Source organism: Stenotrophomonas geniculata ATCC 19374 = JCM 13324, assembly GCF_001431625.1.
Classification (GTDB): domain Bacteria; phylum Pseudomonadota; class Gammaproteobacteria; order Xanthomonadales; family Xanthomonadaceae; genus Stenotrophomonas; species Stenotrophomonas geniculata.
Genome location: NZ_LLXT01000088.1, coordinates 1 through 22,312, shown reverse-complemented (window position 1 = coordinate 22,312; position 22,312 = coordinate 1). Strand labels below are relative to the sequence as shown.

Below are 22,312 nucleotides of genomic sequence, written 5' to 3'. Positions count from 1 at the left end.
CCATGGCGTGGATCTACTGCCCCACCTGGTAGATCCACGCCATGCGTGGATGAGGTGCCCTCCAGGGAAAGGTCAGATCTTCAGATAGATCTTCCGCCGGTCCAGCCACCATGCCACGCCCCACCACAGCGCGACAAACACCAGCGCCTGCAGCATGGATGCCAGCTCCAGCGCCTGCGGCATTGCGGTGGCCAGCTGCTGCCAGACCCACCCCCAAACCCCGGTAGCCATCAGCACCACCGACATCACCGATGCGCCCAGATACGCCGTGATCGCATTGACGCCGAAGCGCCGGCCCAGCGCCGGCCAGCCCTTCTGGTCGATCAACAGGTGGCCCAGCCACAGCGCCAGCGCCGCCAGGCCACCGGTCCACAGCACGTAGCTGGGCGTCCACAGCTGTTTGTTCAACGGCAGCACTACCGCCAGCAGCAGGCCCAATACCGCAGTCGCCACACCCAGCCCGGCCAGCGCCGCGGCACGTCCGCTGCGCAGCAGGCCTCCGGCCAACAGCCCGAGCACGGTACTGGCCAGCGCGCCCAGCGTGCTCAGCAATCCTTCCGGGTCATGGCCCAGCCCGGCATCGGCGTGCCATTGATAGATCCACGGCGCGAACAACGCGGTATCCAGGCGGCTGGCCGGGTTGGTCCATGGCGCCAGGTCACCGATGCCCAGCAGCAACACGGTGTACCCCACCAGCAGCGCGACCAGAGCGCCCACCTGCACGCGCGGCCGCGCGTAGACCGCCAGCACGCCCACCAACGCCGCACACACCGCGATGCGTTGCAGCACGCCCCAGATGCGGAAGTGATGGGTATCCAACGCCCACCAGATCAGCAGGTGCAGCAGCGCACCTGCCAGCAGGATGCGCAGCGCGCGCTCCAGCACGCCGCGCGCCAGTGCAGGTCGTGCCGACACGTCCAGCGCGCGCGGCGCTACGCTGAACGCCATCGACACGCCCACCAGGAACAGGAAGAACGGGAACACCAGATCGGTGGGCGTGCAGCCATGCCATTCCGAATGGCGCAGCGGTGCGAACACCGCACTCCAGTCGCCCGGGTTGTTGACCAGCAGCATCGCCGCCACGGTGATGCCACGCAGGGCGTCGATCGAGCCCAGCCGGCGTGGCGGCGTCGCGTTCATCAGGCGGCCTCGTACTGTCCGGCAATCCAGGTGCCACGCACCTGCAGGGCATCATCCAGCAGCACCAGGTCGGCCTGGTAGCCCTCGGCGATGTGCCCCAGGCGGTCGTCGACGTTGAGGAACTGTGCCGGATAAGTCGAGGCCATGCGCGCGGCTTCGGCCAACGGCTGGCCGAGCAGCTGCACGGTGTTGCGCACGGCGGTGGCCATGTCCAGCGCCGAGCCGGCCAGCGAACCGGCGGCATTGCGCACCACGCCGTCGAGGGCGGTGATGGTTTCGCCATACAGCACGTAACTGGGATCGTCGGCGCCAACCGGCGGCATCGCATCGGTCACCAGCAGCAGGCGGCGGCGCGGCTTGGCCGCCAGCGCCACGCGCAGGCTGGCCGGATGCACATGCACGCCATCGACAATGATGCCGATCCAGCTGTCGCGGTCTTCCAGCGCAGCGCCCACCGCACCGGGCTCACGGCCCTGCAGCGGCGACATCGCGTTGTACAGATGGGTGAAGCCACGCACCCCAGCATCCAGTCCGGCACGAATCTCTTCGTACGTGCCAGCAGTGTGGCCAGCAGCAACGATCACGCCACGTTCGACCAGCGCACGGATGGTCTCCAGCGGCACGCGTTCCGGTGCCAGTGTCAGCAGGGTCACGCCGTTGTCCAGCGAGGCGGCCAGCGCGATTTCTTCTTCGTCCGGCACACGGAACTTGCTGGCATCGTGGGTGCCCTTGCGCGCCGGCGCGATGTACGGGCCTTCCAGGTGGATGCCGATCACGCCGGGCACGCCCTGAGCGATTGCTTCGCGCATCGCAGCGATTGCTTCGCGCATCACGTCCACATCGTCGCTGATCAGCGTCGGCAGCATCGCGGTGGTGCCGAAGCGCCGGTGCGCACGCGCGATGGTGCGCAGCGAGGCGACATCGGGCGTGTTGTTGAACAGCGCGCCGCCGCCGCCATTGACCTGCACATCGATGAAGCCGGGCAGCAGCCAGCCGCCGTCCAGATCGATCTGCTCGGCCGCCTGGCCCAGCTGCGGTGCAGCGTCAGGCAGCAGCGCGCTGATGCGACCGTCCTCGATCACCACCGCCAGATCGTCGCGGAACTCCTCGCCTGCCAGGATGCGGGCGTTGCGCAGGACCGTGGCCATCACACCGTCTCCGTAACCTTGTTCAGATGCGGCGGCAGATCCGGGTTGAAACCACGGCGCAGCGCCAGCGCGTTGATCGCGCGATAGAAGCTCTGCACGGTCAGCAGCGGGGCACACAGCGGATGCGGTGCGGCCGCCACCGGCAGGTTGCCACCGGCACCGGCCATCCACACCTGTGCACCGCGCGCGGTGAATTCTTCGACGACAGCACGGGTACCGGCGCCGGTCTCGTCGGGTTGGGCAAAGGCCAGCACCGGGAAACCACGGTCAACCAGCGCCATCGGGCCATGCTTCACTTCAGCCGAGCTGTAGGCTTCGGCATGCAGGCTGCAGGTTTCCTTGAACTTCAGTGCAGCCTCCTGGGCCGCGCCCAGGCCCAGGCCACGGCCGAGCACGAACAGGTTGGTCGCCTCGACCAGGCCTTCGGTCACCGCACTCCAGTCGCACTGCCAGGCCTCGCGCATCGCGTCCGGCAGCAGGTCCAGTGCGGCGCGAAGACTGCTGTCCTGCTTCCAGTACGCAGCCAGCTGCAGCAGTGCGGCCAGCGACGCCAGGTAGCTCTTGGTCGCCGCCACGCTCTTTTCGGCACCGGCATGCAGCGGAATGACCGTATCGGCCAGCAGCGCCAGCGGCGAATCCTCGACGTTGACCAGCGCGATCACGCGCGCACCGGCGGCCTTGGCGGCCTCGGCGTTGCGCAGCAGGTCCGGGCTCTTGCCCGACTGCGAGATGACGATGAACAGTGCGCCGCGCAGCTGGAGGGGTGCGGCATAGACCGACCCCACCGACGGAGAGGCCGATGCGACCACCAGGCCCAGCTGGGTTTCCAGCAGGTACTTGCCATAGGTGGCGGCATGATCGGAACTGCCGCGTGCGCAGGTGACCACGAACGGGGGCGGCGCAGCACGCAGGCTGGCGGCCAGGGATTCCAGGGTGGCGTGGTTGCGCGAGAACTGGCGGGCAACCACGTCAGCCGCTTCAGCGGCCTCGGCGAACATCAGGGTGGACGTGGGGTCTGACAGCGACATGGCAGGCTCAGGCAGGATCGGAAGGAAGGGGGCGTGCGCCGGCCGGGCGCATCGGCGCGGTCGAACCGCGCACCACCAGCTGCGGCACGAAGCCCTGGTTGTGCAGCGGTGCCGGCGCATCGTCGTAGGCGTCGCTGCGCAGCTGCGCGATCAGCAGGCGCGCGGCATGGCGGGCGATGTCCTCGGTGGCCTGCTTGGCGGTGGTCAGCGGCGGCCACGACTGGCGCGAGAACGGGCTGTCCTCGAAGCCGGCAATGGACAGGTCGTAGGGCACGTTCATGCCGGCCGACTTGGCGGCGGCCAGCACGCCGGCAGCGATTTCGTCGTTGGAACCGAAGATGGCGGTGGGCGGCTCGCGCAGCGCCAGCAGGCGGCGCGCGCCGCGGAAACCATCGTCGAAGGTGTAGTCGCCCTGCACCACCAGATGCTTGTCCACGGTCATGCCGTAGTCCTTCAGCGCGGCTTCGTAACCGGCATAGCGTTCGCCCGAGGAGCGGTGCGAGATGCCGCCCCAGAGGAAGCCGATGCGCTGGTGGCCCAGCTGGATCAGGTGCTCGGTGATTTCGTAGGCCGCCTCGCGGTCGTCGACGAACACGCAGGCACCGTCGGCGGGGTCTGCGGTGGCGGCGATGATCCGCACCAGCTTGATGCCGCGCGCAGTCAGCGCCTGGATCAGGTCGCGGCGCTCGGACATCGGCGCGGTCAGCACCAGCCCGGCCAGCCGCGAACGCTGCACCCAGTCGGCCAGCTCATCGGCCAATAGCGGCGAGCTGGAATCGCAGGGGTGGATCTGGAGGCCGAAACCGGTCTCGCGGCAGGCGGCCAGCACGCCGTTCTGCACGCCGATGATGTGGTACGGGTTCGGGTTGTCGTAGACCAGCCCGATCACGAAGGTGGTGCCGCTGCGCAGGTTGCGCGCCGACGGATCGGGCTCGTAATCGAGTTCAGCAATGGCACGCAGCACCCGCGCACGGGTGGCCTGCATCACCGAGGGCTCGTTGTTGATCACCCGCGAGACCGTCTTCAGCGAGACCTTGGCCTTCTCCGCAACGTCCTTGATGGTCGCTCTGCGCATGGGTTTTCCCTGGGGTTGGCTGCCGTCCATCATCGCCGATCAGGCCTTGTCCTGCGGCAGGCCGGCACGATGGCCGATCACCGAGTAGAACAGGATGTACAGGTAGCACGGCACCATCAGCAGCACGAACACCAGCTGGAAGTCGATGTGCTGCTTGAGCACGGCGAACAGCTGCGGAATGATCGCGCCGCCGGCGATGCCCATCACCAGCAGGGCCGAGCCGGTCTCGGTGAAGCGGCCCAGGCCGCGGATCGCCAGCGGGAAGATGGCCGGCCACATCATGGCGTTGGCAAAGCCCAGCAGCGCCACGAAGGCCACCGAGACGTAGCCGTGCGTAGCCCAGGCGCCCAGGCAGAACACCACGCCCATCACTGCCGAAATGGTCAGGTAGCGCGACTGCGAGACCAGGCCAGGGATCGCCAGCAGGCCGACCACGTAGCCGGCCAACATCGCACCCAGCGTCAGCGAGGTGAACATCTTGGTCTGGTCCAGCGGCAAGCCGAAACCGTGGCCGTAGGTGCCGATCGCATCACCGGCCATCACTTCCACGCCTACGTACACGAACAGGCACAGCACGCCCAGCCACAGATGCGGGAACTGGAAGATGCTGCGGCGCTCGGCCGTTCCCGGTGCCCCTGACGGCGTTGCATTGGCTTCGGAGGACTTGATCTCCGGCAGCGGCGAGAACAGCACGGCCACCGCCAGCACCACCAGCAGCGCGGCCATCGCCAGGTACGGCGCATGGATCTTGGCGGCGAATTCGTTGAGCAGCGCGACCTTGGTGACCGCGTCGGCGGCCTGCACCTGCTTGTCCAGGTCGCCGATGCCATGCAGCACCAGGGTGCCGATCAGCACCGGTGCGAGCATGCCGGCGATCTTGTTGCAGATGCCCATCAGCGCGATGCGGCGTGCCGCAGTTTCAATCGGGCCGAGGATGGAGATGTAGGGATTGATCGCCGTCTGCAGCAGGGCCAGCCCGCTGCCGATCACGAACAGCCCGCCCAGCGCGCCGGGGTACCAGCGCTGCGTCGCGAATTCACCGAAGAGTGCCGCGCCGCCGGCCATCACCAGCAGGCTCAGGCTGAGGCCCTTCTTCATGCCGGTGCGGCGCAGGATCCATGACGCCGGCAGGGCCAGGAAGAAGTAGGACAGGTAGAACACCATCAGCACCAGGAAGGCGCCGACCTCGCTGAGTTCGAAGGCCAACTTGACGAAGGTGATCAGCGGGCCGTTGAGCCAGGTGAAGAAGCCGATCAGGAAGAACAACACGCCAACGATGGCGATGGAGGTGGCCACGTTCGGGCGCGCGCTTGCAGCGGGGACGGCGGACATCAGGAGGGCTCCTGCGGCGACGGCCGCAGAACGCGGCGTCGGAGAGTGGCTGGGAACAACGTTGTCACATTCTTTCGATGGACAGCTGCGGTTTGTCAACTTCCACACGCAGCCCTGTGAACCTCGTGCTGCACTGCGCAACCTGATCGCAACGCATCGTGCTGAATGCGCCGGAGACCTTGGCCCATGTGCGGCAACGGTTCCAACGTGAAACCCGCACTCACGCCATGTAAACGTTTACTGCATGTCGCATTCGTTGCGATGCAGCAACGAAAGTGTCACGAACTCGTTGACATCGTTGTCAGCGGGGTTACAGACTCCGCCCCAATCGCCGCCCCCGATCCCGGGGCCGGCCCCACCTGCAGCAGGAGCCCGCGTGACCGCCAGCCACCCCGCCCCGGCCCATGTCCTGTCCCGAGTCGCGCCCTCGTTCCTGGCCGCCGACGTCGGTGGCACCCATGTGCGCGTGGCCCGGGTCCAGGCCAGCGGTGACGCCGCCCATCCGGTGCAGGTGCTGGAGTACCGCAAGTACCGCAATGCCGACCATGCCGGCCTCAGCGCGATCCTGTCCGACTTCCTCGGCGAAGGCCCGCGGCCCACGCATTGCGTGGTCGCCAGCGCCGGCTACGCCCGCGAGGACGGCACGGTGATCACCGCCAACCTGCCGTGGCCGCTGTCGGCACGCCAGGTGGAGGCCGATGTCGGCCTGCAGCGGGTCTACATCGTCAACGACTTCGAAGCGGTGGCCTATGCCGCCGCGCAGGTGGACGCCAGCGGCGTGCTGCACCTGTGCGGGCCGGACACCGCCACGCGCGGTCCGACCCTGGTGGTCGGCCCCGGTACCGGCCTCGGTGCAGCACTGTGGATTCCCACCGCGCACGGCCCGGTGGTGCTTCCCACCGAAGCCGGCCAGCCGACCCTGGCCGCCAGCACCGAACTGGAAATGGCCATCGTCCGCCACATGCAGCGCGACCGCGCCCATGTATCGATCGAACATGCGATCTCCGGCCCGGGCCTGATGAACCTGTACCGCGCGGTGTGTGCGCTGCAGGGGCAGGCACCGACGCTGGCCAGCCCCGATGCGGTCACCGCCGCCGCCATGGCCGATACCGATGCACGCGCGCGCCAGGCGCTGGATGTGTTCTGCGGCCTGCTCGGCAGCACCATCGGCGACATGGCCCTGTTCTACGGTGCCCACGGTGGCGTCTACCTGGCCGGCGGCATCCTGCCGCAGATCCGCGAATACCTGCACGCCAGCACCTTCGTCGAACGCTACCTGCAGAAGGGGCCGATGGGCGAAGCACTGGCACGCATCCCGGTGAAGGTCGTCGAACACGGCCAGCTGGGCGTGGTCGGCGCTGCAAGCTGGTACCTGCAGCAGCAGTCGGCCGCCTGACACCGCAACAGGCTTCAACGCAATCGCAGCACGCAGTACGTGGCACGCCAACGCACGGGACTTCGCCGCCACCCCGCGCATGTCATCGCAACCGTAACCGAACACCGCCGCCGGCATCCAATCGAGTGATGAGGAGAGACATCATGAACACCCGCAAGACCCTGCTTTCGGCCGCCATCGTCAGCTGCATCGCCTTCAGTGCGCACGCGCAGCAGGCCGCCCAAACCGCCACCGACCTGGATACCGTGCAGGTCACCGGCATCCGTGGTTCGATGGAAAAGTCGCTGGATACCAAGCGCGAAGCCAATGCGCGCGTGGAAGTGGTCACCGCCGAAGACGTGGGCAAGCTGCCCGCGCACAACGTCGCCGATACCCTGCAGCGCCTGCCGGGCGTGAACATCAGCTCCTCCAGCGCCGACGAAGGCGGCTTCGACGAAGCCGACCGTGTCAGCCTGCGCGGTACCAGCCCGAGCCTGACCCAGACCCTGATCAACGGCCACACCGTCGGCTCGGCCGACTGGTTCGTGCTCAGCCAGGGCAACAACGTCGGCCGCAGCGTCAGCTACTCGCTGCTGCCGTCGGAACTGGTCAGCTCGGTGGAAGTGAACAAGTCCTCGCAGGCCAAGCTGCAGGACGGCGGCACCACCGGTACCGTCAACATCATCACCCGCAAGCCGCTGGAATTCTCCAAGCAGTTCACCGCGGAAGGTTCGATCGGCGCGGTGCGCTCGGACCAGGCCAAGTCGAACGACCCGCAGCTGTCTGCCCTGTTCAACTACAAGAACGATGAAGGCACCTTCGGCGTGATGCTGCAGGCCTTCAGCCAGAAGCGCGAGCTGCGTCGCGAAGCGCAGGAAATCCCGGGCGGCTTCTTCACCATTGAAGCCAACGATCCGGTGGCCAAGACCAACCCGGATCTGGTCGGCGTGCAGGTGCCGGGCCTGCTGGGCTCAACCCTGTTCGAACAGACCCGCAAGCGCACCGGCGGCCTGGTTTCGCTGCAGTTCAAGCCGACCGACGATCTGAGCTTCGTACTCAGCGGCTTCAGCTCCAAGCTGGAAGCGAACAACTACAACCGCAACTTCATGATGTTCGGCAACAGCTTCGGCAAGTCGCAGGCCCCTGATCCGGGCTACGTGGTGAAGGATGGCGTGCTGACCCAGGCCAGCTATGCCGGCAAGCCAGGCACGAACTACGCGGTGTACGACATGATCTACCGCGAGTCGACGGCCAAGACCAACTACATCACCCTGGATGCCGACTGGCAGGTCAGCGAAAACCTGACTGCCAAGTTCCAGGCCGGTACCACCAAGGGCACTGGCGAAACGCCGCGCCAGTACATCGCCGAGCTGCTGACCGCAAACGGTGGTGGCGCCAGCTGGACCACGCACGGCAACGGCTCGCCGGTGGACTGGAATGTGGGGGGCGACATCAGCCCTGCCGGCGCCAGCTGGGGCGGCACCTGGGGTAACCAGCAGGTCACCGCGATCGACAAGGAAAAGTGGGCCAACGTCGATTTCAGCCAGTACTTCAACGCGGGCGTACTGAGCTCGATCGATTTCGGCGCGCGCTACGCCGACCACAAGCGCGAGGCCAAGTCGCCGGAAGGCGCCACCCCGGGCAATATCTGGGACGCCTTGCGCGGCAGCCCCACCGCCAATTACCCGGGTGGCTTCGCCGGCGACATCGGTGGCAGCTTCCCGCGCAACATCTGGTACTACACGCCGGCTGCGTTGCGCAACGCGGTGACCAACAATTCCGAATGGCTGTCCGGCAATGATGGCCCTGACGGCCGCCACAACTACGGCGCCGAATGGAAGGTCACCGAGAAGAATTTCGCGGCCTACGTGCAGGGCAATTTCAGTGGTGACCGCTGGAGCGGCAACGTCGGCCTACGCTACGTCAACATCAAGCAGGATATCGACACCTACGCCACGGCGACGGGTTCGACCGTGCCCGACGTGAAGAGCCTGTTCGGTGCGTGGACCCGCGAAGCCTTTGAGAACAAGCACAACCGCGTGCTGCCGAGCGCCAACTTCAAGTACGACCTGCGCGATGACCTGGTGCTGCGCCTCGCCGCCTCCCAGACCCAGACCCTGCCCGACTACTCCGCACTGGGCGCGTCTTCGTACGGCTCGGATCTGAACCGCAAGGGCGGCGGCGGCAATCCGAAGTTGAAGCCGGTGATCTCGACCAACTTCGACGCCAACCTGGAGTGGTACTTCATGCCGCGCGGCATGCTGTCGGTCGGTGCGTACTCGATGCGCCTGAAGGACTACGTGGCCTTCAGCACCGAGAAGCAGATGCTGTTCAGCGAGTTGACCAATCAGCTTGAGGAATACGACATCTCGCGTCCGAAGAACGCCGACGGCAAGGTCCGCGGTATCGAAGTGGCCTATGAGCAGCCGATCGGCGAGTACTTCGGTGTCAATGCCAACTACACCTACGCCGATGGCAGCACCGACCACACCTGGGCCGACGGCAGCGACAACCTGCTGGGCACTTCGAAGAACACCTACAACGTCGGTGCCTACTTCGAGAACGATACCTTCGGTGCACGCGTCAGCTACACCCGCCGTTCGTCGTTCCTGATCGGCCTGTCCGGCGCCAACCCGTACTACCAGGATGACTTCGGCACCCTGTCGGCGTCGCTGAGCTACAAGGCCACCGACTGGCTGAGCATCAGCTTCGATGCGCTCAACCTCAACAACCCGACCTACAAGTACTACCAGACCGCGGCGATCCCGACCTCGTTCTACAGCAACGGTCGCCAGTACTACCTCAACTTCCGCTTCAAGTACTGATCCAGCGGCAGCAACATCGCCGAGTCGTGCACGCACGCCGGGCCTGGGTCATTCCGGGCCCGGCGTTTTTCATGTATAGCGTTCATCGCACCGTTCCAAGGAGTCGTACCGATGGTCAAGCCTTCCCGCGCCCGGATGCGCAGCGCAGTGCTGCTGGGCAGCCTGCTCGCCCTGTTGCCGGCGCTGCCGGCACTTGCCGCCGACCCCACGCCTGCCGCTGAAGCACCCGGCCCGCAGCTGCGCGCCGGCAGCCTGATGCTGATTCCCGCCCCGGCCACCGTGCAGCGCGGCCAGGGCAGCGGCATCACCGTGCGCGCCGATACCGTGCTGCAGGCCGAAGGCGAAGCCGCGCAGCGCGTCGCCAACCAGTTCGCCGACCTGCTGGCCCGCAGCGGTGGCCCGCGCCTGGCACTGGCCAAGGGCAAAGCCAGCGCCAAGGCCGGCAGCATCCGCTTCCAGATCGTGCCCACCTTCCGCGACAGCGGCGAGGGCTACACGCTGGAAAGCACCGCACAGGGCGTGCTGGTGCAGGCTGGCAACGAAACCGGCCTGTTCTACGGCGCGACCACCCTCGCCCAGCTCGCCACCGGCGGCAGCAACGGCGTGCTGCCCGCAGTGCAGATCCAGGACGCGCCGCGCTTCAGCTGGCGCGGCTTCATGCTCGACTCCGCCCGTCACTTCCAGAGCCTGGACGAGATCAAGCACGTGCTCGACGCGATGGCCGCGCACAAGCTCAACACCTTCCACTGGCACCTGACCGACGACCAGGGCTGGCGCATGGAGATCAAGCGCTACCCGAAGCTGACCGACGTGGGCAGCTGCCGCCTGCCGGCCGGTGACGGCGGCATCGATCCGGTCAGCGGCCAGGAGCATCCGTACTGCGGCTTCTACACCCAGGAGCAGATCCGCGAAGTGATCGCCTATGCCGCGAAGCTGCATATCCAGGTGATTCCGGAAATCGATGTACCGGGCCACGCGACTGCTGCGATTGCCGCGTATCCGGAGCTGGGCACCATCGATACGCCGCTGAAGCCGATCAGCGAATGGGGCGTGTTCCCGAACCTGTTCAACGTGGAGGACAGCACCTTCACCTTCCTCGAGAACGTGCTGGAAGAAGTGATCGCGCTGTTCCCGGCCAGATACGTGCATGTCGGTGGCGACGAGGCGGTGAAGGACCAGTGGGAAGCATCCAAGCGGGTGCAGCAGCGCATGCGTGCGCTGGGCATCAAGAATGAAATGGCCATGCAGAGCCACATCATCAAGCGCCTGGAAACCTTCCTGGAGGAACACGACCGGCGCCTGATCGGCTGGGACGAAATCCTCGAAGGCGGATTGCCGCCGCAGGCCACAGTGATGTCGTGGCAGGGCACCGAAGGCGGCCTGGCTGCGGCCAGCGCCGGCCATGACGTGATCATGTCGCCGGTCGGCTACCTGTACCTGGATTACCTGCAGACGGCCTCGCCAAATGAACCGCCGGGCCGTCCGACCCAGGTCAACCTCGGCAAGCTCTACAACTTCGAGCCGGTGCCGGCCGAGCTGGCCGCCGACAAGCGTGGGCACATCCTGGGCCTGCAGGCCAACATGTTCACCGAGCACACGCGCAGCTATGCACGCCTGCAGCACAACCTGTTCCCACGCCTGGCCGCGGTGGCCGAGACCGGCTGGAGCACGCCGGAGCATCGCGACTTCCGCGATTTCCTCGCGCGCCTGCCCTCCCAGCTGCAGCGCTACCGTGCCTGGGGCCTGGCCTATGCGCAGACCCCGTTCGAAGTGGGCGTGGACTACACCGACAACCGCGCGGCCGGCACAGTGACCGTGTCGCTGGCCAATCCGCTGGGTTATGAAGTGCGCTACAGCACCGATGGCCAACCGGTGACCGCGCAGTCGCCGCTGTACCAGCAGCCGCTGACCGGGAAACTGCCGACCACCGTGCAGGCGGCGGCGTTCTACCAGGGGCAGATGCTGGCCGCGAAGCCGACCATCGCCGCATTCACCGTGCAGTCGCTGCTCAGCCGCCGCAGCGATGAGCTGCTCAGCTGCGTGGGCACGAAGGGCCTGGTATTGCGCCTGGAAGACGATGGCCCGCGTGAGGGAACGCGTGCGGTGTTCAACGTGGACATCTTCCAGCCGTGCTGGCGCTGGCCGCAGGCGCAGCTGGACGGCATCGGCAACGTGGAAGTGCGTGCGGGGCGTATTCCGTACTACTTCCAGCTGGCCCACGACGAGCCGAAGCGCCGCTTCGAAAAGGCCCGGAGCGCACACGGTGAAATGCTGATCCGCCGCGGTGATTGCACGGGCAAGGTGCTGGCTCAGGTGCCGCTGCCGGCGCAGACCGATGCCGACGGCTTCGTGACCCTGCGCGCGGCGCTGCCGAAGGGCACCGCTGGCAACGGCGATCTGTGCATCAACTTCACCGGCGACACGCGCCCGGCGATGTGGGTGCTGGATGAGGTCACGCTCAGGTAGGTGCCAACCTTGGTTGCGCTTTGCGGCCGGATCCACGCATCGCGTGGATCTACTGTAGAGCCGGGCCCATGCTCGGCTGCTTTTCAACCGGAAAGCCGAGCATGGGCTCGGCTCTACAGGAACCTCACCCGCGCCAGCGCAGCAGCAGGTCGCGCAGCGGGGTCAGTGCGGTGGCCATGCCGGCGAGCACACCGATCGTGTTGGCGATGGCATCCATCGGGTCGGCCATGCGGTTGCTGGTCAGCGCGCCCTGCGCGAACTCAATGCCGATGCCCATCAGCACCAGGCCCACGCCCACCCACAGCAGCGGGCGGCCCCGACGGAACAGCTGCACCGCGCTGCCTGCCAGGATGAAATAGGCGAGGAAGTGTTCGCCCTTGTCGCTGTTTTCCGGCAACGGAATCGGCGGTGGCGGGATCAGGCAGACCACAATCACCAGCAGCACGGCCAAACCCCACAGCACGGCCCACAACCGCGGCCGCCGCAGTGGCTTGATCACCGGCAACACCTCGCTCACAGGCGCCAGCTCAGGTCACCCAGTTCGAAGGCCGGTTCGAAATCGACGCCACGCTGCAGGCCGATGGCCTGGAAGCGCTCGCCCATCTCGGTCGGCAGGGTCAGCTTCTTCACCTGGTCGCGCAACTGGATGCGGCCGACCTCGTCGGTGCGTTCCTCGGCCAGCAGCAGCACCTGGTCCAGGCCATTACCGAGCAGGAAGCTGGCCTGGCTGCAGTAGCCGGCCAGCTCGAAACCGCCGTGCATGCCGGCCTCGGCCATCGCGGTGAAATCCACCGACGCCGTAATGTCCTGCAGGCCCGGCCAGCGGTGCACGTCGTTGTGCACGTGGTGGCGGTAGAACGCGCGCACGGTGCCATCGTCGCGGTCGGGCTGGTAGAACTCGCCGCGGTTGTAACCGTAGTCGACGAACAGCATCGCGCCACGCTGCAGGCCGCCGGCCACCGCCTGCAGCCAGTACGGCAGCTGCGGCAGCACCTCGGAGCGGTAGCCTTCGGCGAAGGGCTTTTCCAGGTAGCGCTCGATGTGGCGCACCGCACCGTTGAGCAGGATATCGGCCGGCTGCGCACCACGGATGAAGTTGCCTTCGGCATCCAGCTCGACGGTTTCCTCATAGACCTCGCCATCGCGGATCAGGAAGCGCGGCGTCGGCAGCGCGTCGATCACCTCGTTGGCGAACACCACGCCTTCCCAGTCCTCTTCGAACGGGCGGTCGACCCAGTCCACGCGCGCGGCCAGCTCGGCCGGCAGGTTCTGCTGCAGGCGCTGCTGCTGGCGCTCGCGCAGGTCCGCGCTGGGTTCGAGGATGGCATAGCGCGACGGCAGCGCGTCCAGTTCGGCCAAGCGCAGCAGCACGGCCTCGGCAAAGGCGCCGGTACCGCCGCCCAGTTCCAGCATCCGCGCCTGTGCACCCAGCTGCGCGAACACCGGCGCCAGCGCATTGGCCACGCTGCCGGCGAACAGGCTGCCAAGCTCGGGCGCGGTGGTGAAGTCACCACTGCCACCGAACTTGCTGGCGCCGGCGCTGTAGTAACCCCAGCCAGGGGTATACAGGCACAGCTCCATGAAGCGCGAGAAGGGCATCGCCCCGCCCTGGGCAAGGATCTCGGCGCGCAGGGCGGCGGCCAGCTGGTCGCTGTGGGCCAGGGCATCGGCTTCGGGCAGGGGGAAGGTGGGCTGCATGGCGTCTTCGAATGCGGTGACAATGGTGCACAGGATAGCCGAGCCTTGGAGGACCCTCGATGAGCGACACCCACCCCGTGGTCCTGATCACCGGCAGCGCGCGCCGGATCGGTGCGGCCATCGCCCGCCAGTTCCACGCCTGTGGCTGGTCGGTGGTGCTGCATGCCAACACCTCCAGCGCCGAGCTGCAGCAGGCCGCGTTCGATTTCGACAACGTGCGCCCCGGCAGCGTGCTGGCCCTGCAGGCCGACCTGCGTGACGCCGACGCCCTGCCCGACCTGGTGGAACAGGCCGTCACCCACTTCGGCCGCCTGGACGCGCTGGTCAACAATGCCTCCAACTTCTTCCCCACCCCGCTCGGTCAGGTCACCGCCGAGGCAATGGACGAGCTGTATGCGGTCAACGCGCGCGCGCCGCTGCTGCTGTCACAGGCGGCGGCGCCCTACCTGCGCCGCCAGCAGGGCTGCATCGTCAACCTGACCGACCTGCACGGCACCGACCCGATGCGGGACCACATCGCCTACACGATGGCCAAGGCCGCGCTGGAGATGGCCACCCGCTCGCTGGCGCTGGAGCTGGCGCCGAAGGTGCGGGTCAATGCGGTGGCGCCCGGCGCGATCCTGTGGCCGGAACAGGGCAAGGACGATTTCGCCCGCGAGGCGCTGCTGGCGCGCACGCCGCTGGCGCGGATCGGCACGGTCGAGGAGATTGCCGAAGCGGTGTACTGGCTGGTGGCCGAAGCCAGCTTCGTCACCGGCCACACCCTGCGCGTGGATGGCGGGCGCACGGTCAGTTGAAGCGTTGCCGGCCAGCTACCGGCACCACCGGTAGCGCCGGGCCATGCCCGGCGAGCGCAGCGGCAACAACAACCGATCATTCCAGCTCCACGACCTCGAACGCTTCGCCAAACTGCGTGTGCGCACGCCACAGCGTGGCCAGGTCCAATCCGCTGACCGGGTCGATGAAGTCCGGGGCGATGTCGGCCAGCGGCTTCAGCACGAAGGCATGCTTCAGCTCCGGGCGCGGGATGCGCAGGTGGCCGGGGCCTTCCACCACCAGGTCACCGTAGAACACCACGTCGATGTCCAGGGTCCGGTCGGAGAAGCGCGGCCCGCTGCGGTCGCGGCCGTGCGCGTCTTCCAGCGCGTGCAGCCAGTCGTCCAGTTCCTGGAGCGGCAGGTCGGTGTCGATCGCCACGGCGTTGTTGAGGAAGGCCGGGCCGTCGAAGCCGACCGCGGCAGTACGGTAGGCTGGCGACACCCGCAGCGCGCCGAAGCGCTCGCGCAGGGCCGTCGCCGCGGCGTGGAGGTAGCGGCGGGGCTGGACGTTGCTGCCCAGGCTCAGGAGCACGGTGGTCATGCGGTTCAGGTGACGGCACTTGGGGGGCGTGGACATGCCGTCGTCACGGCGGCCTGCCTACAATCCGGGACGCACATGATAGGGCACCGACATGACCTATTGCGTTGGAATCGAGGTGGACGAGGGCCTGGTCTTCGCTGCCGACACCCGGACCAATGCCTCGCTGGACGATGTGCGCGTGCACCGCAAGCTGCACGTGTTCGAGTACCCCGGCCAGGCAGCCTACGTGCTGATGGCGGCTGGCAACCTGGCCACCACCCAGTTGCTGGTGTCGCGCCTGGGGCGCGACGCCAGTGAACGACGCACGCCCAACCTGCACGACATGACCCACCTGTTCGAGGCTGCCGAGTATGTCGGCCAGCTGCTGGTGGACAGCCAGGTGCACAGCAGCCACAGCGAACATGGCCACGATGGGGTCAACACCCAGGCCACGCTGATCTTCGGCGGCCAGATCGCCGGCGAGCGGCCCGGTCTGTACATGATCTACCCGCTCGGCAACGCCATCGCCGCCTCGCCGGAGACGCCCTACCTGCAGATCGGTGAGTCCAAGTACGGCAAGCCGATCCTCGACCGCATTCTCAGCCCGGCCACCCGCCTGGAAGACGCGGCGCGCACGGCGATCGTCTCGCTGGACTCCACCATCCGTTCCAACCTGTCGGTGGGCCTGCCGATCGATCTTGCGTTGCTGCGCGACGGCGAGCTGCGCATCGGCCAGCAGCTGCGGCTGGGCGCGGATTCGGCGTTGTATGCCGACATCCATCAGAACTGGTCGCGGCGGCTGGAACAGGCGGTGGACGCCCTGCCGCGGTTCCCCTGGGAAACCGTGGATTGATCGACCTGACCTGCCGCCGGGCACGGCCCGGCGCTACCGAAGGCGGTGGGTAGCGCCGGGCCATGCCCGGCGACGCTTACTCAACCCAGCGCTTCGGCCACCGCGCGGAAGACCTGCTGCATCTGCAGCGGCTTGCGCAGCACATGCACCTCCACGCCATCCGGGAATGCATCGGCCGCGACGGGCACCGCAGGGTCCTCCAGCACCAGCGCCGGGCCGCGATAGCCCAGTGCCGCCATCTCGCCCAGCAGCTGGCTGGCCGGCAGCAGCTTGGAGCCGGCGTCGGCGATCACCAGTGCCGGCAACGCCTCCTGCTGCATCCAGCGCAGCGCAGCCGGGCCGTCGGACGCCAGCTGCAGCTGGTAGCCCTGGCTGGACAGCGCATTGCCCAGCAGCGACAGGCGCGTGGCTTCGCCATCGACCACCAGGATCGACTGGCCACTGCCCAGTGCCACCAGCTGTTCGATCGGCTCACTGCCATCAATGGCGTCGTGCATCGGCAGGCGCAGCTCGAAGCAGGTGCCCTGCCCCGGCTGGCTGCTGACGTGGATGCTGCCGCCGGCGCCTTCAACAATGCGTTTGCAGGAGATCAGGCCCAGGCCGGTGCCATCGGCCTTGGTGGTGAAGAATGGATTGAACAGATGCGACAGTGTGTCCGCATCCATGCCGATCCCTTCGTCAGCCACCCGGATGTGCATCCAGTCCACGCCATCGCGCTGGCCGGCATGGCTGGCGGTCAGGCTCAGGCGACCGCCATTGGGCATCGCCTGGATCGCGTTGAGCGCCAGGTTCAGCATCACCTGCTGCAGTTCGGTGTAGTTGGCGTCGACCACCAGGCCTTCGTCCTGCACCTGCAGTTCCAGGCGCACCGCATCGGGCACGTTGCTGCGCAACAGCAGCGCCACCGCATCGAACAGGCCATCGATCTCGATGCGTTCGCTCGGCTTGCGCGAACCGCGCACGAACGACAGCATCGATTCGGCCATCTCATGGCCACGGCGGCCGCACTCGGCGATGACATCGGCCAGATGGTGCAGCTGCGGATCGTCGGTTCGCGCCTTCAGCAGGTCCGGCATGATCAGCAGCGGCTGCAGGATGTTGCGCAGGTCGTGACTGAGGCCGGCGGCGAGCAGCGACAGGCTTTCCAGGCGCTGTGCGCGCATCAGTTCGGTTTCCACCCGAGCACGCTCGATCGCGCTGCGTGCATCGCGGATCGCACGCGCCACTGCCGACGGCAGGCGCGCCGGCAGGTGCTTGATGATGTAGTCATTGGCGCCCTTCTGCAGCGCCGCCACCGCGTTCTCCTCACCCATGGTGCCGGAGACGAAGATGAAGGGCACTTCCGGTGAGGTTTCGCGCACGATGCGCAGCGCGTCGTCACCGGAGAATCCCGGCATGCTCAGGTCGGACAGCACGATGTCCGGCTGGAACGCGACCAGTGCCTGGCGCAGTTCAGCCTCGCTCTCGACACGCTCGAAACGGGCCTCCAGGCCCGCATCAAGCATCTGTTCGGACATCAGCTCGGCATCTTCCGGTGAGTCCTCCACCAGCAGGATGCGCAGCGCCCCCAGGGCGGGACCGGTCAGGGGCATGGGCTCACTCGAGTTCCGGTGCCTGGTTGATCAACGCCCAGAACTTTCCCAGGGTCTGCACCGCGCCGAAGAACTGGTCCACGTCCACCGGCTTGACCACATAGGCGTTCACGCCCATGTCCCAGCTGCGGGCCAGGTCACTTTCCTCGCGCGAGGACGACAGGATCACCACCGGCAGGCGCTTGAGCTCTTCGTGCTCGCGGATCTGCCGCAGCACTTCCAGGCCATCCATGCGCGGCATCTTGATGTCCAGCAGCAGCACCGCCGGCAGGCCTTCCTCACGGTTGGCAAAGGCACCACGGCGCAACAGGTAGTCCATCACTTCCACGCCATCCTCGACGTGCACGATGGGGTTGGCCAGACGCGCCTCTTCCAGGGCGTCGATCGCCATTTCGGCATCAGCCGGGCTGTCTTCGGCGAGAAGAATGGTGCGCAGAGTGGTCATGCAGAAGGCCCTTGTTTGTCCGCATCGATCGCGGGAGGCAGGTAGAAGTGGAAGGTGGCGCCGACGTCCGGTTCAGCCTCGGCCCAGATACGGCCACCATGACGGGTGAGCACGCGGCGCACGCTGGCCAGGCCGATGCCGGTACCCGGGTAGTCGCTGGCCTTGTGCAGGCGCTGGAAGACACCAAACAGCTTGCCGGCGTAGGCCATGTCAAAGCCTGCACCATTGTCGCTGACCGTGAACTGATGACCGCCGTCAGGCTGCGGCTGGTAGTCCACGCGGATCTTCGCCGGTTCGCGGTTGCCCGAATACTTCACCGCGTTGCCGAGCAGGTTCAGCCAGACCTGGCGGATCATGTTCTCATCGCCCACCACGATCGGCAGCGGTGCGATGCTCCACTCCACGTGGTGCGCATGGCCGCTGTTCTCGGCCTCGGCCTGCAGGTTGGAATCGAGCATGGCGCGGGTATCGGCCACCAGCGACTGCATGTCCACCGCCTGCTGGCGCATTGCCGCGCGGCCCAGCCGCGAATACACCAGCAGGTCGTCGATCAGTGCCGCCATGCGCCGCGCCGAACTGGAGATCACCTCCAGGTAATGGCGGCTCTTGTCATCGGCGGCGTCGCCCAGATGGCGCGACAGCTTGTCGGAGAATCCGGCCACGTGGCGCAGCGGCGCGCGCAGATCGTGCGAGACCGAATAGCTGAAGGCTTCCAGTTCCCTGTTGACCTCGGACACCTGCGCAACCTTACCTTCCAGCTGGCGGTTCAGTTCCTCCACCCGCAACTGCACGGCACGCTGCACGGTGACGTCACTGATCGTGAGCAACACCACTTCGTCGTCGGTGTCCGGCAGCGGCATGCGCCGCGCGTTGAGCAGCATGTAGCGCACCATGCCATCGGCGGCGCGCTGTTCATGCTCGAAGTCCCACAGTTCGCGGCCGCGCAACAGCACATCGGACAGTCGCTGGCGCATCACGGGATCCTTCCACGCGCCGTCGCCGACAGTGTCCAGCAACAGGCCATCGGCGCGTTCATCCTGCAGCCCGTACAACTCGGCGAAGGCAGGGTTGTGCAGCTGCACGCGCAGGTCGCGGTCGAGCAGCACGATCGGTTCACGCACGGTCTGCAGCACCGAGGCTGCACGTGCGGCCGAGCGCAGCGACTGCCGTTCGGCATACAGGCGGCGACCAATCTGCCGCTGCAGCAGCCACAGCACCAGGCCGAGCAGCGACAGCTGGATCACCAGCGAACTCCACGACACCAGCTCGGTCTGCTTGCGCTGGCGGGCAGCCTGCTCGGCACGCTGTGTCAGCAGTTTCTGCTCGCTGGCCTGCAGTTCCTCCACCAGGCCACGGATCGGATAACGCGTGCTCAGATCCTGCACCAGCTCGCGCTGATCACTGTTGGGCTCGGACTTTGCCAGTTCGCGGGCAAGCGCCATGCGCCCTTCCAGCATCGACTCGATGCGGCCGATGCGGATCAGCTGATCAGGATTGTCGCGGGTCATCCGCCCCAGTTCAGCCAGGCGCCCGGGAAGGTCATTGGCTTTGGCCATGCGCTCGCGCAGGCCAGGTGCGTCCACGCCCTTGGACAGGGTCAGCGCGGCCGATTCGACATCGCGTACATCGGCCTGCAGCTGTTGCAGCGCCACACCGACAGCCTGGGTATGGTTGACCCAGGCCATCGCATCTTCGCTGTCCTGCTGCAGTTTGCGCAGGGTCAACCACGGCACCACGATGATCGCGGCAGCGGCCAGCGCCAGGGCCGGCAACCGCCAGCGGTCCCAGATGTCATCACTGAAAACCAGCGCCATAGTTCCTCGTCAGCACAGCCGCAAAGCGTCTGCCGTTACCGGCCCCACTGCGGCGGAACCGGCAATATAGCGCAGGCGGTCACGACTCTGGAATTTCCAGCGCGGTTGGCTGAACGGGTTCGGAATTCGATGCTGTAGAGCCGAGCCCACGCTCGGCTGCCTTGGAGTTCCAGCCGAGCATGGCTCGGCTCTACAGGTCAGTGGGCGCCCCGCATGGGGCGCCCACCGGGGTCAGCGCTTGGCAGCAGCACTGACCTTCAATGCAGCGGCATCGACGCGGGTCACGCCCTTGATGCCCTTGGCGGTGGTGACCGCCTTGTCCTTCTCGGCCTGGGTCGCCACGGCGCCACTGAGGCTGACCACGCCGTTCACCGTTTCCACCTTGATCTCCGTGCCCGGAACGTTGCTGCTGGCCAGCAGATCAGCCTTCACCTTGGTGGTGATCCAGCTGTCGGTCACCGGCTCGTTGGAATCATGGCGGTCGGCGTGTGTCATTGCCGAATGATCGGTCTTGGGGGGACTCTTCGCGGCCGGATCCTTGGCGAATGCGGCCGAGGAGGACAGCGCCAGGGCCAGCGTAAGGGCCGAGGCAATCAGCGTGCGGGTCGTATTGCTCATCATGTCGTACTCCTGCGGAATGTGCTGCCAGTCTGGACAAGTAGGCGTAGAGCACGCGTGGCGCTGCGGTCACGCTGCCGTGAATCGACCCGCATTCAACGGCAACGGTTCAGTTTGGGGTTGCCGTCGCGGGTCGTTTACCCTGCCCTTCCCACTGCCGGAGCTCTGCCATGCGCCCCGACCTGCATCTGGCCCTGATCGGCTACGGCCTTGCCGGCCGCGTCTTCCATGCGCCCCTGATCCAGCACACGCCGGGCCTGGTGCTGCACAGCATCGTGAGCTCGCAGCGCGACACGCTGCTGCGCGCGTTCAGCGACGTGCACGTGCGTTCCACGCCGCAGGAGGTGTTCGACGATCCAGGCGTGGATGCCGTAGTGATCGCCACGCCGAATGAACAGCATGCGCCGCTGGCAATCGCGGCACTGGCTGCGGGCAAGCATGTGCTGGTCGACAAGCCGTTCGCGCTGGACGTGGCCCAAGCGGAAACGGTATTGGCTGCGGCACGCGATGCCGGACGCATCGCCACCGTGTTCCAGAACCGGCGCTTCGATGCCGACTTCCTCACGCTGCAGGCGCTGCTTGCGGACGGGACGCTCGGCGACATTGCCGAGTGCCATGCGCACTTCGATCGCTACCGTCCACAGGTACGCGACCGCTGGCGCGAACAGGATGGCCCCGGCAGTGGCCTGTGGTACGACCTGGGCCCGCACCTGCTGGACCAGATGCTGGTGCTGTTCGGCTGGCCCGAGGCGATCGATGCCGATCTGGCCGTGCAGCGCGAAGGTGGCAGCGGCATCGATTACTTCCACGCGGTGCTGCACTACCCGCGGCATCGCGCGATCATCCATTCCGGTTCGCTGGTGGCGGCGCAGACGCCGCACTTCAGCGTGCATGGCAGCAAGGCAAGCTGGATCAAGCACGGCCTGGACGTGCAGGAGGCGCAGCTGCGCCGCGGTGTGGCACCCGGTGCGCCAGGCTGGGGTATCGATCCGCGGCATGGTGAGCTGGTGCGCTGCGATGCCGAAGACAACGTGCAGCGCACGACAGTCGACAACCTGCCCGGTGACTACCGGCGGCTGTATGCACAGTTCGCGGCGGCGATGCATGGCGACGGAGAAGCCACGGTCAGCCCGGTGCAGGCATTGCAGTTGATGCGGCTGCTGCAGGCCGGCATGGACAGTGCGCGCGAAGGGCGGCGAATCGCGTTGGGGTGATCGGCAGGGCTGCGCCCTGCACCTGCCGAATCAACGGCAGCAGCAACGTCAAAAGCGGGCATTCCCTGGGATGGCGGGGTGGATCCGGTTGCGGGGGACGGCGCAAGTACATCCATGTAGCCTCGGTCGCGCCATCCATGGCGCTCACGCCCCCGCAACCGGACCCACCCCGCCTTCGACAGATATCCGCGATCTGCCGAAATGGCATGATCGGCTCCTGGTGGGTGTCGACCTTGGTCGACACGTAGATCCACGCCATGCGTGGATCTACGCCAATCGGTGCTTACGACTTCTTGATCGCGTGGCCGCCGAATTCATTGCGCATCGCCGACAGCAGGCGGTCGGTGAACG

At 66.8% G+C, this 22,312-nt stretch carries 18 protein-coding genes; 6 read left to right on the top strand and 12 right to left on the bottom strand.

All coding sequences use genetic code 11. From position 1 onward, the window contains the following. Nucleotides 1–72 precede the first annotated feature (72 nt). Genes ARC63_RS06970 through ARC63_RS06950 form a run of 5 tightly spaced genes read right to left on the bottom strand, consistent with a single transcriptional unit; the run spans nucleotide 73 to nucleotide 5,723 of the window. Entirely contained in the window at nucleotides 73–1,140 is a 1,068-nt protein-coding gene (locus tag ARC63_RS06970) for an acyltransferase family protein (protein ID WP_057502884.1), read from the bottom strand. Further along, nucleotides 1,140–2,288: an N-acetylglucosamine-6-phosphate deacetylase gene (nagA, locus tag ARC63_RS06965; protein WP_057502883.1), complete on the bottom strand. Its 1,149-nt coding sequence runs from the start codon at nucleotides 2,286–2,288 to the stop codon at nucleotides 1,140–1,142. The genes ARC63_RS06970 and nagA overlap by 1 nt, the downstream gene beginning before the upstream one ends. After that, a complete protein-coding gene (locus ARC63_RS06960; RefSeq protein WP_019338836.1) occupies nucleotides 2,288–3,316 on the bottom strand; it encodes an SIS domain-containing protein in 1,029 nt (342 codons plus the stop codon). Before ARC63_RS06960 ends, nagA begins: the two co-directional genes overlap by 1 nt. Nucleotides 3,317–3,323: 7 nt before the next feature. Then, a complete protein-coding gene (locus ARC63_RS06955) occupies nucleotides 3,324–4,391 on the bottom strand; it encodes a LacI family DNA-binding transcriptional regulator (RefSeq protein ID WP_019338837.1) in 1,068 nt (355 codons plus the stop codon). Nucleotides 4,392–4,430: 39 nt separating this feature from the next. Further along, complete coding sequence (locus ARC63_RS06950; RefSeq protein ID WP_005419333.1) at nucleotides 4,431–5,723, bottom strand: sugar MFS transporter; 1,293 nt, start codon at nucleotides 5,721–5,723, stop codon at nucleotides 4,431–4,433. A 376-nt stretch (nucleotides 5,724–6,099) separates the two neighbouring features. Here ARC63_RS06950 and ARC63_RS06945 point away from each other — a divergent pair, with 376 nt between their 5' ends. From ARC63_RS06945 to ARC63_RS06935, 3 genes are all read left to right on the top strand, one after another. Beyond that, a complete protein-coding gene (locus tag ARC63_RS06945) occupies nucleotides 6,100–7,119 on the top strand; it encodes a glucokinase family protein (protein ID WP_010480946.1) in 1,020 nt (339 codons plus the stop codon). A gap of 143 nt (nucleotides 7,120–7,262) precedes the next feature. Continuing rightward, a complete protein-coding gene (locus ARC63_RS06940; protein WP_057502882.1) occupies nucleotides 7,263–9,923 on the top strand; it encodes a TonB-dependent receptor in 2,661 nt (886 codons plus the stop codon). A 111-nt stretch (nucleotides 9,924–10,034) separates the two neighbouring features. Further along, nucleotides 10,035–12,389, top strand: coding sequence for a beta-N-acetylhexosaminidase (locus ARC63_RS06935; protein WP_057502881.1), 2,355 nt, complete (start codon nucleotides 10,035–10,037; stop codon nucleotides 12,387–12,389). Between the two features lie 124 nt (nucleotides 12,390–12,513). Here the strand turns inward: ARC63_RS06935 and ARC63_RS06930 are convergent, their stop codons facing one another. Then, the gene (locus ARC63_RS06930) at nucleotides 12,514–12,906 is read right to left on the bottom strand and encodes a VanZ family protein (RefSeq protein ID WP_010480949.1); all 393 of its coding nucleotides are present in this window, start codon (nucleotides 12,904–12,906) and stop codon (nucleotides 12,514–12,516) included. Further along, a complete protein-coding gene (locus tag ARC63_RS06925; RefSeq protein WP_053443522.1) occupies nucleotides 12,903–14,087 on the bottom strand; it encodes a class I SAM-dependent methyltransferase in 1,185 nt (394 codons plus the stop codon). Before ARC63_RS06925 ends, ARC63_RS06930 begins: the two co-directional genes overlap by 4 nt. A 59-nt stretch (nucleotides 14,088–14,146) precedes the next feature. On the opposite strand from ARC63_RS06925, the gene ARC63_RS06920 reads away from it, so the two are divergent. Beyond that, nucleotides 14,147–14,884: a pteridine reductase gene (locus ARC63_RS06920; protein ID WP_008265570.1), complete on the top strand. Its 738-nt coding sequence runs from the start codon at nucleotides 14,147–14,149 to the stop codon at nucleotides 14,882–14,884. A gap of 76 nt (nucleotides 14,885–14,960) precedes the next feature. Here ARC63_RS06920 and folK read toward each other — a convergent pair whose 3' ends face one another. Further along, nucleotides 14,961–15,446, bottom strand: a complete 486-nt coding sequence (gene folK, locus ARC63_RS06915; protein WP_057502880.1) for a 2-amino-4-hydroxy-6-hydroxymethyldihydropteridine diphosphokinase — start codon at nucleotides 15,444–15,446, stop codon at nucleotides 14,961–14,963. Between the two features lie 91 nt (nucleotides 15,447–15,537). On the opposite strand from folK, the gene ARC63_RS06910 reads away from it, so the two are divergent. Then, a complete protein-coding gene (locus tag ARC63_RS06910) occupies nucleotides 15,538–16,278 on the top strand; it encodes a proteasome-type protease (protein ID WP_049481514.1) in 741 nt (246 codons plus the stop codon). Between the two features lie 80 nt (nucleotides 16,279–16,358). Here the strand turns inward: ARC63_RS06910 and ARC63_RS06905 are convergent, their stop codons facing one another. The 4 genes from ARC63_RS06905 to ARC63_RS06890 form a co-directional block, all read right to left on the bottom strand. Continuing rightward, entirely contained in the window at nucleotides 16,359–17,870 is a 1,512-nt protein-coding gene (locus ARC63_RS06905) for a hybrid sensor histidine kinase/response regulator (RefSeq protein ID WP_057502879.1), read from the bottom strand. A gap of 4 nt (nucleotides 17,871–17,874) precedes the next feature. Further along, nucleotides 17,875–18,315 (bottom strand): response regulator, encoded by a 441-nt coding sequence (locus ARC63_RS06900; protein ID WP_005411057.1) that lies wholly within the window; start codon nucleotides 18,313–18,315, stop codon nucleotides 17,875–17,877. After that, a complete protein-coding gene (locus ARC63_RS06895; protein ID WP_043401644.1) occupies nucleotides 18,312–20,129 on the bottom strand; it encodes a sensor histidine kinase in 1,818 nt (605 codons plus the stop codon). Before ARC63_RS06895 ends, ARC63_RS06900 begins: the two co-directional genes overlap by 4 nt. A 231-nt stretch (nucleotides 20,130–20,360) precedes the next feature. Beyond that, nucleotides 20,361–20,747: a BON domain-containing protein gene (locus ARC63_RS06890; RefSeq protein ID WP_010480966.1), complete on the bottom strand. Its 387-nt coding sequence runs from the start codon at nucleotides 20,745–20,747 to the stop codon at nucleotides 20,361–20,363. 170 nt (nucleotides 20,748–20,917) lie between these two features. Between ARC63_RS06890 and ARC63_RS06885 the strand changes: the two genes are divergently transcribed. Then, nucleotides 20,918–21,961 carry an oxidoreductase gene (locus tag ARC63_RS06885; RefSeq protein WP_057502878.1) on the top strand — a complete coding sequence of 348 codons (1,044 nt, stop codon included), beginning with the start codon at nucleotides 20,918–20,920 and terminating at the stop codon, nucleotides 21,959–21,961. Nucleotides 21,962–22,312 lie beyond the last annotated feature (351 nt).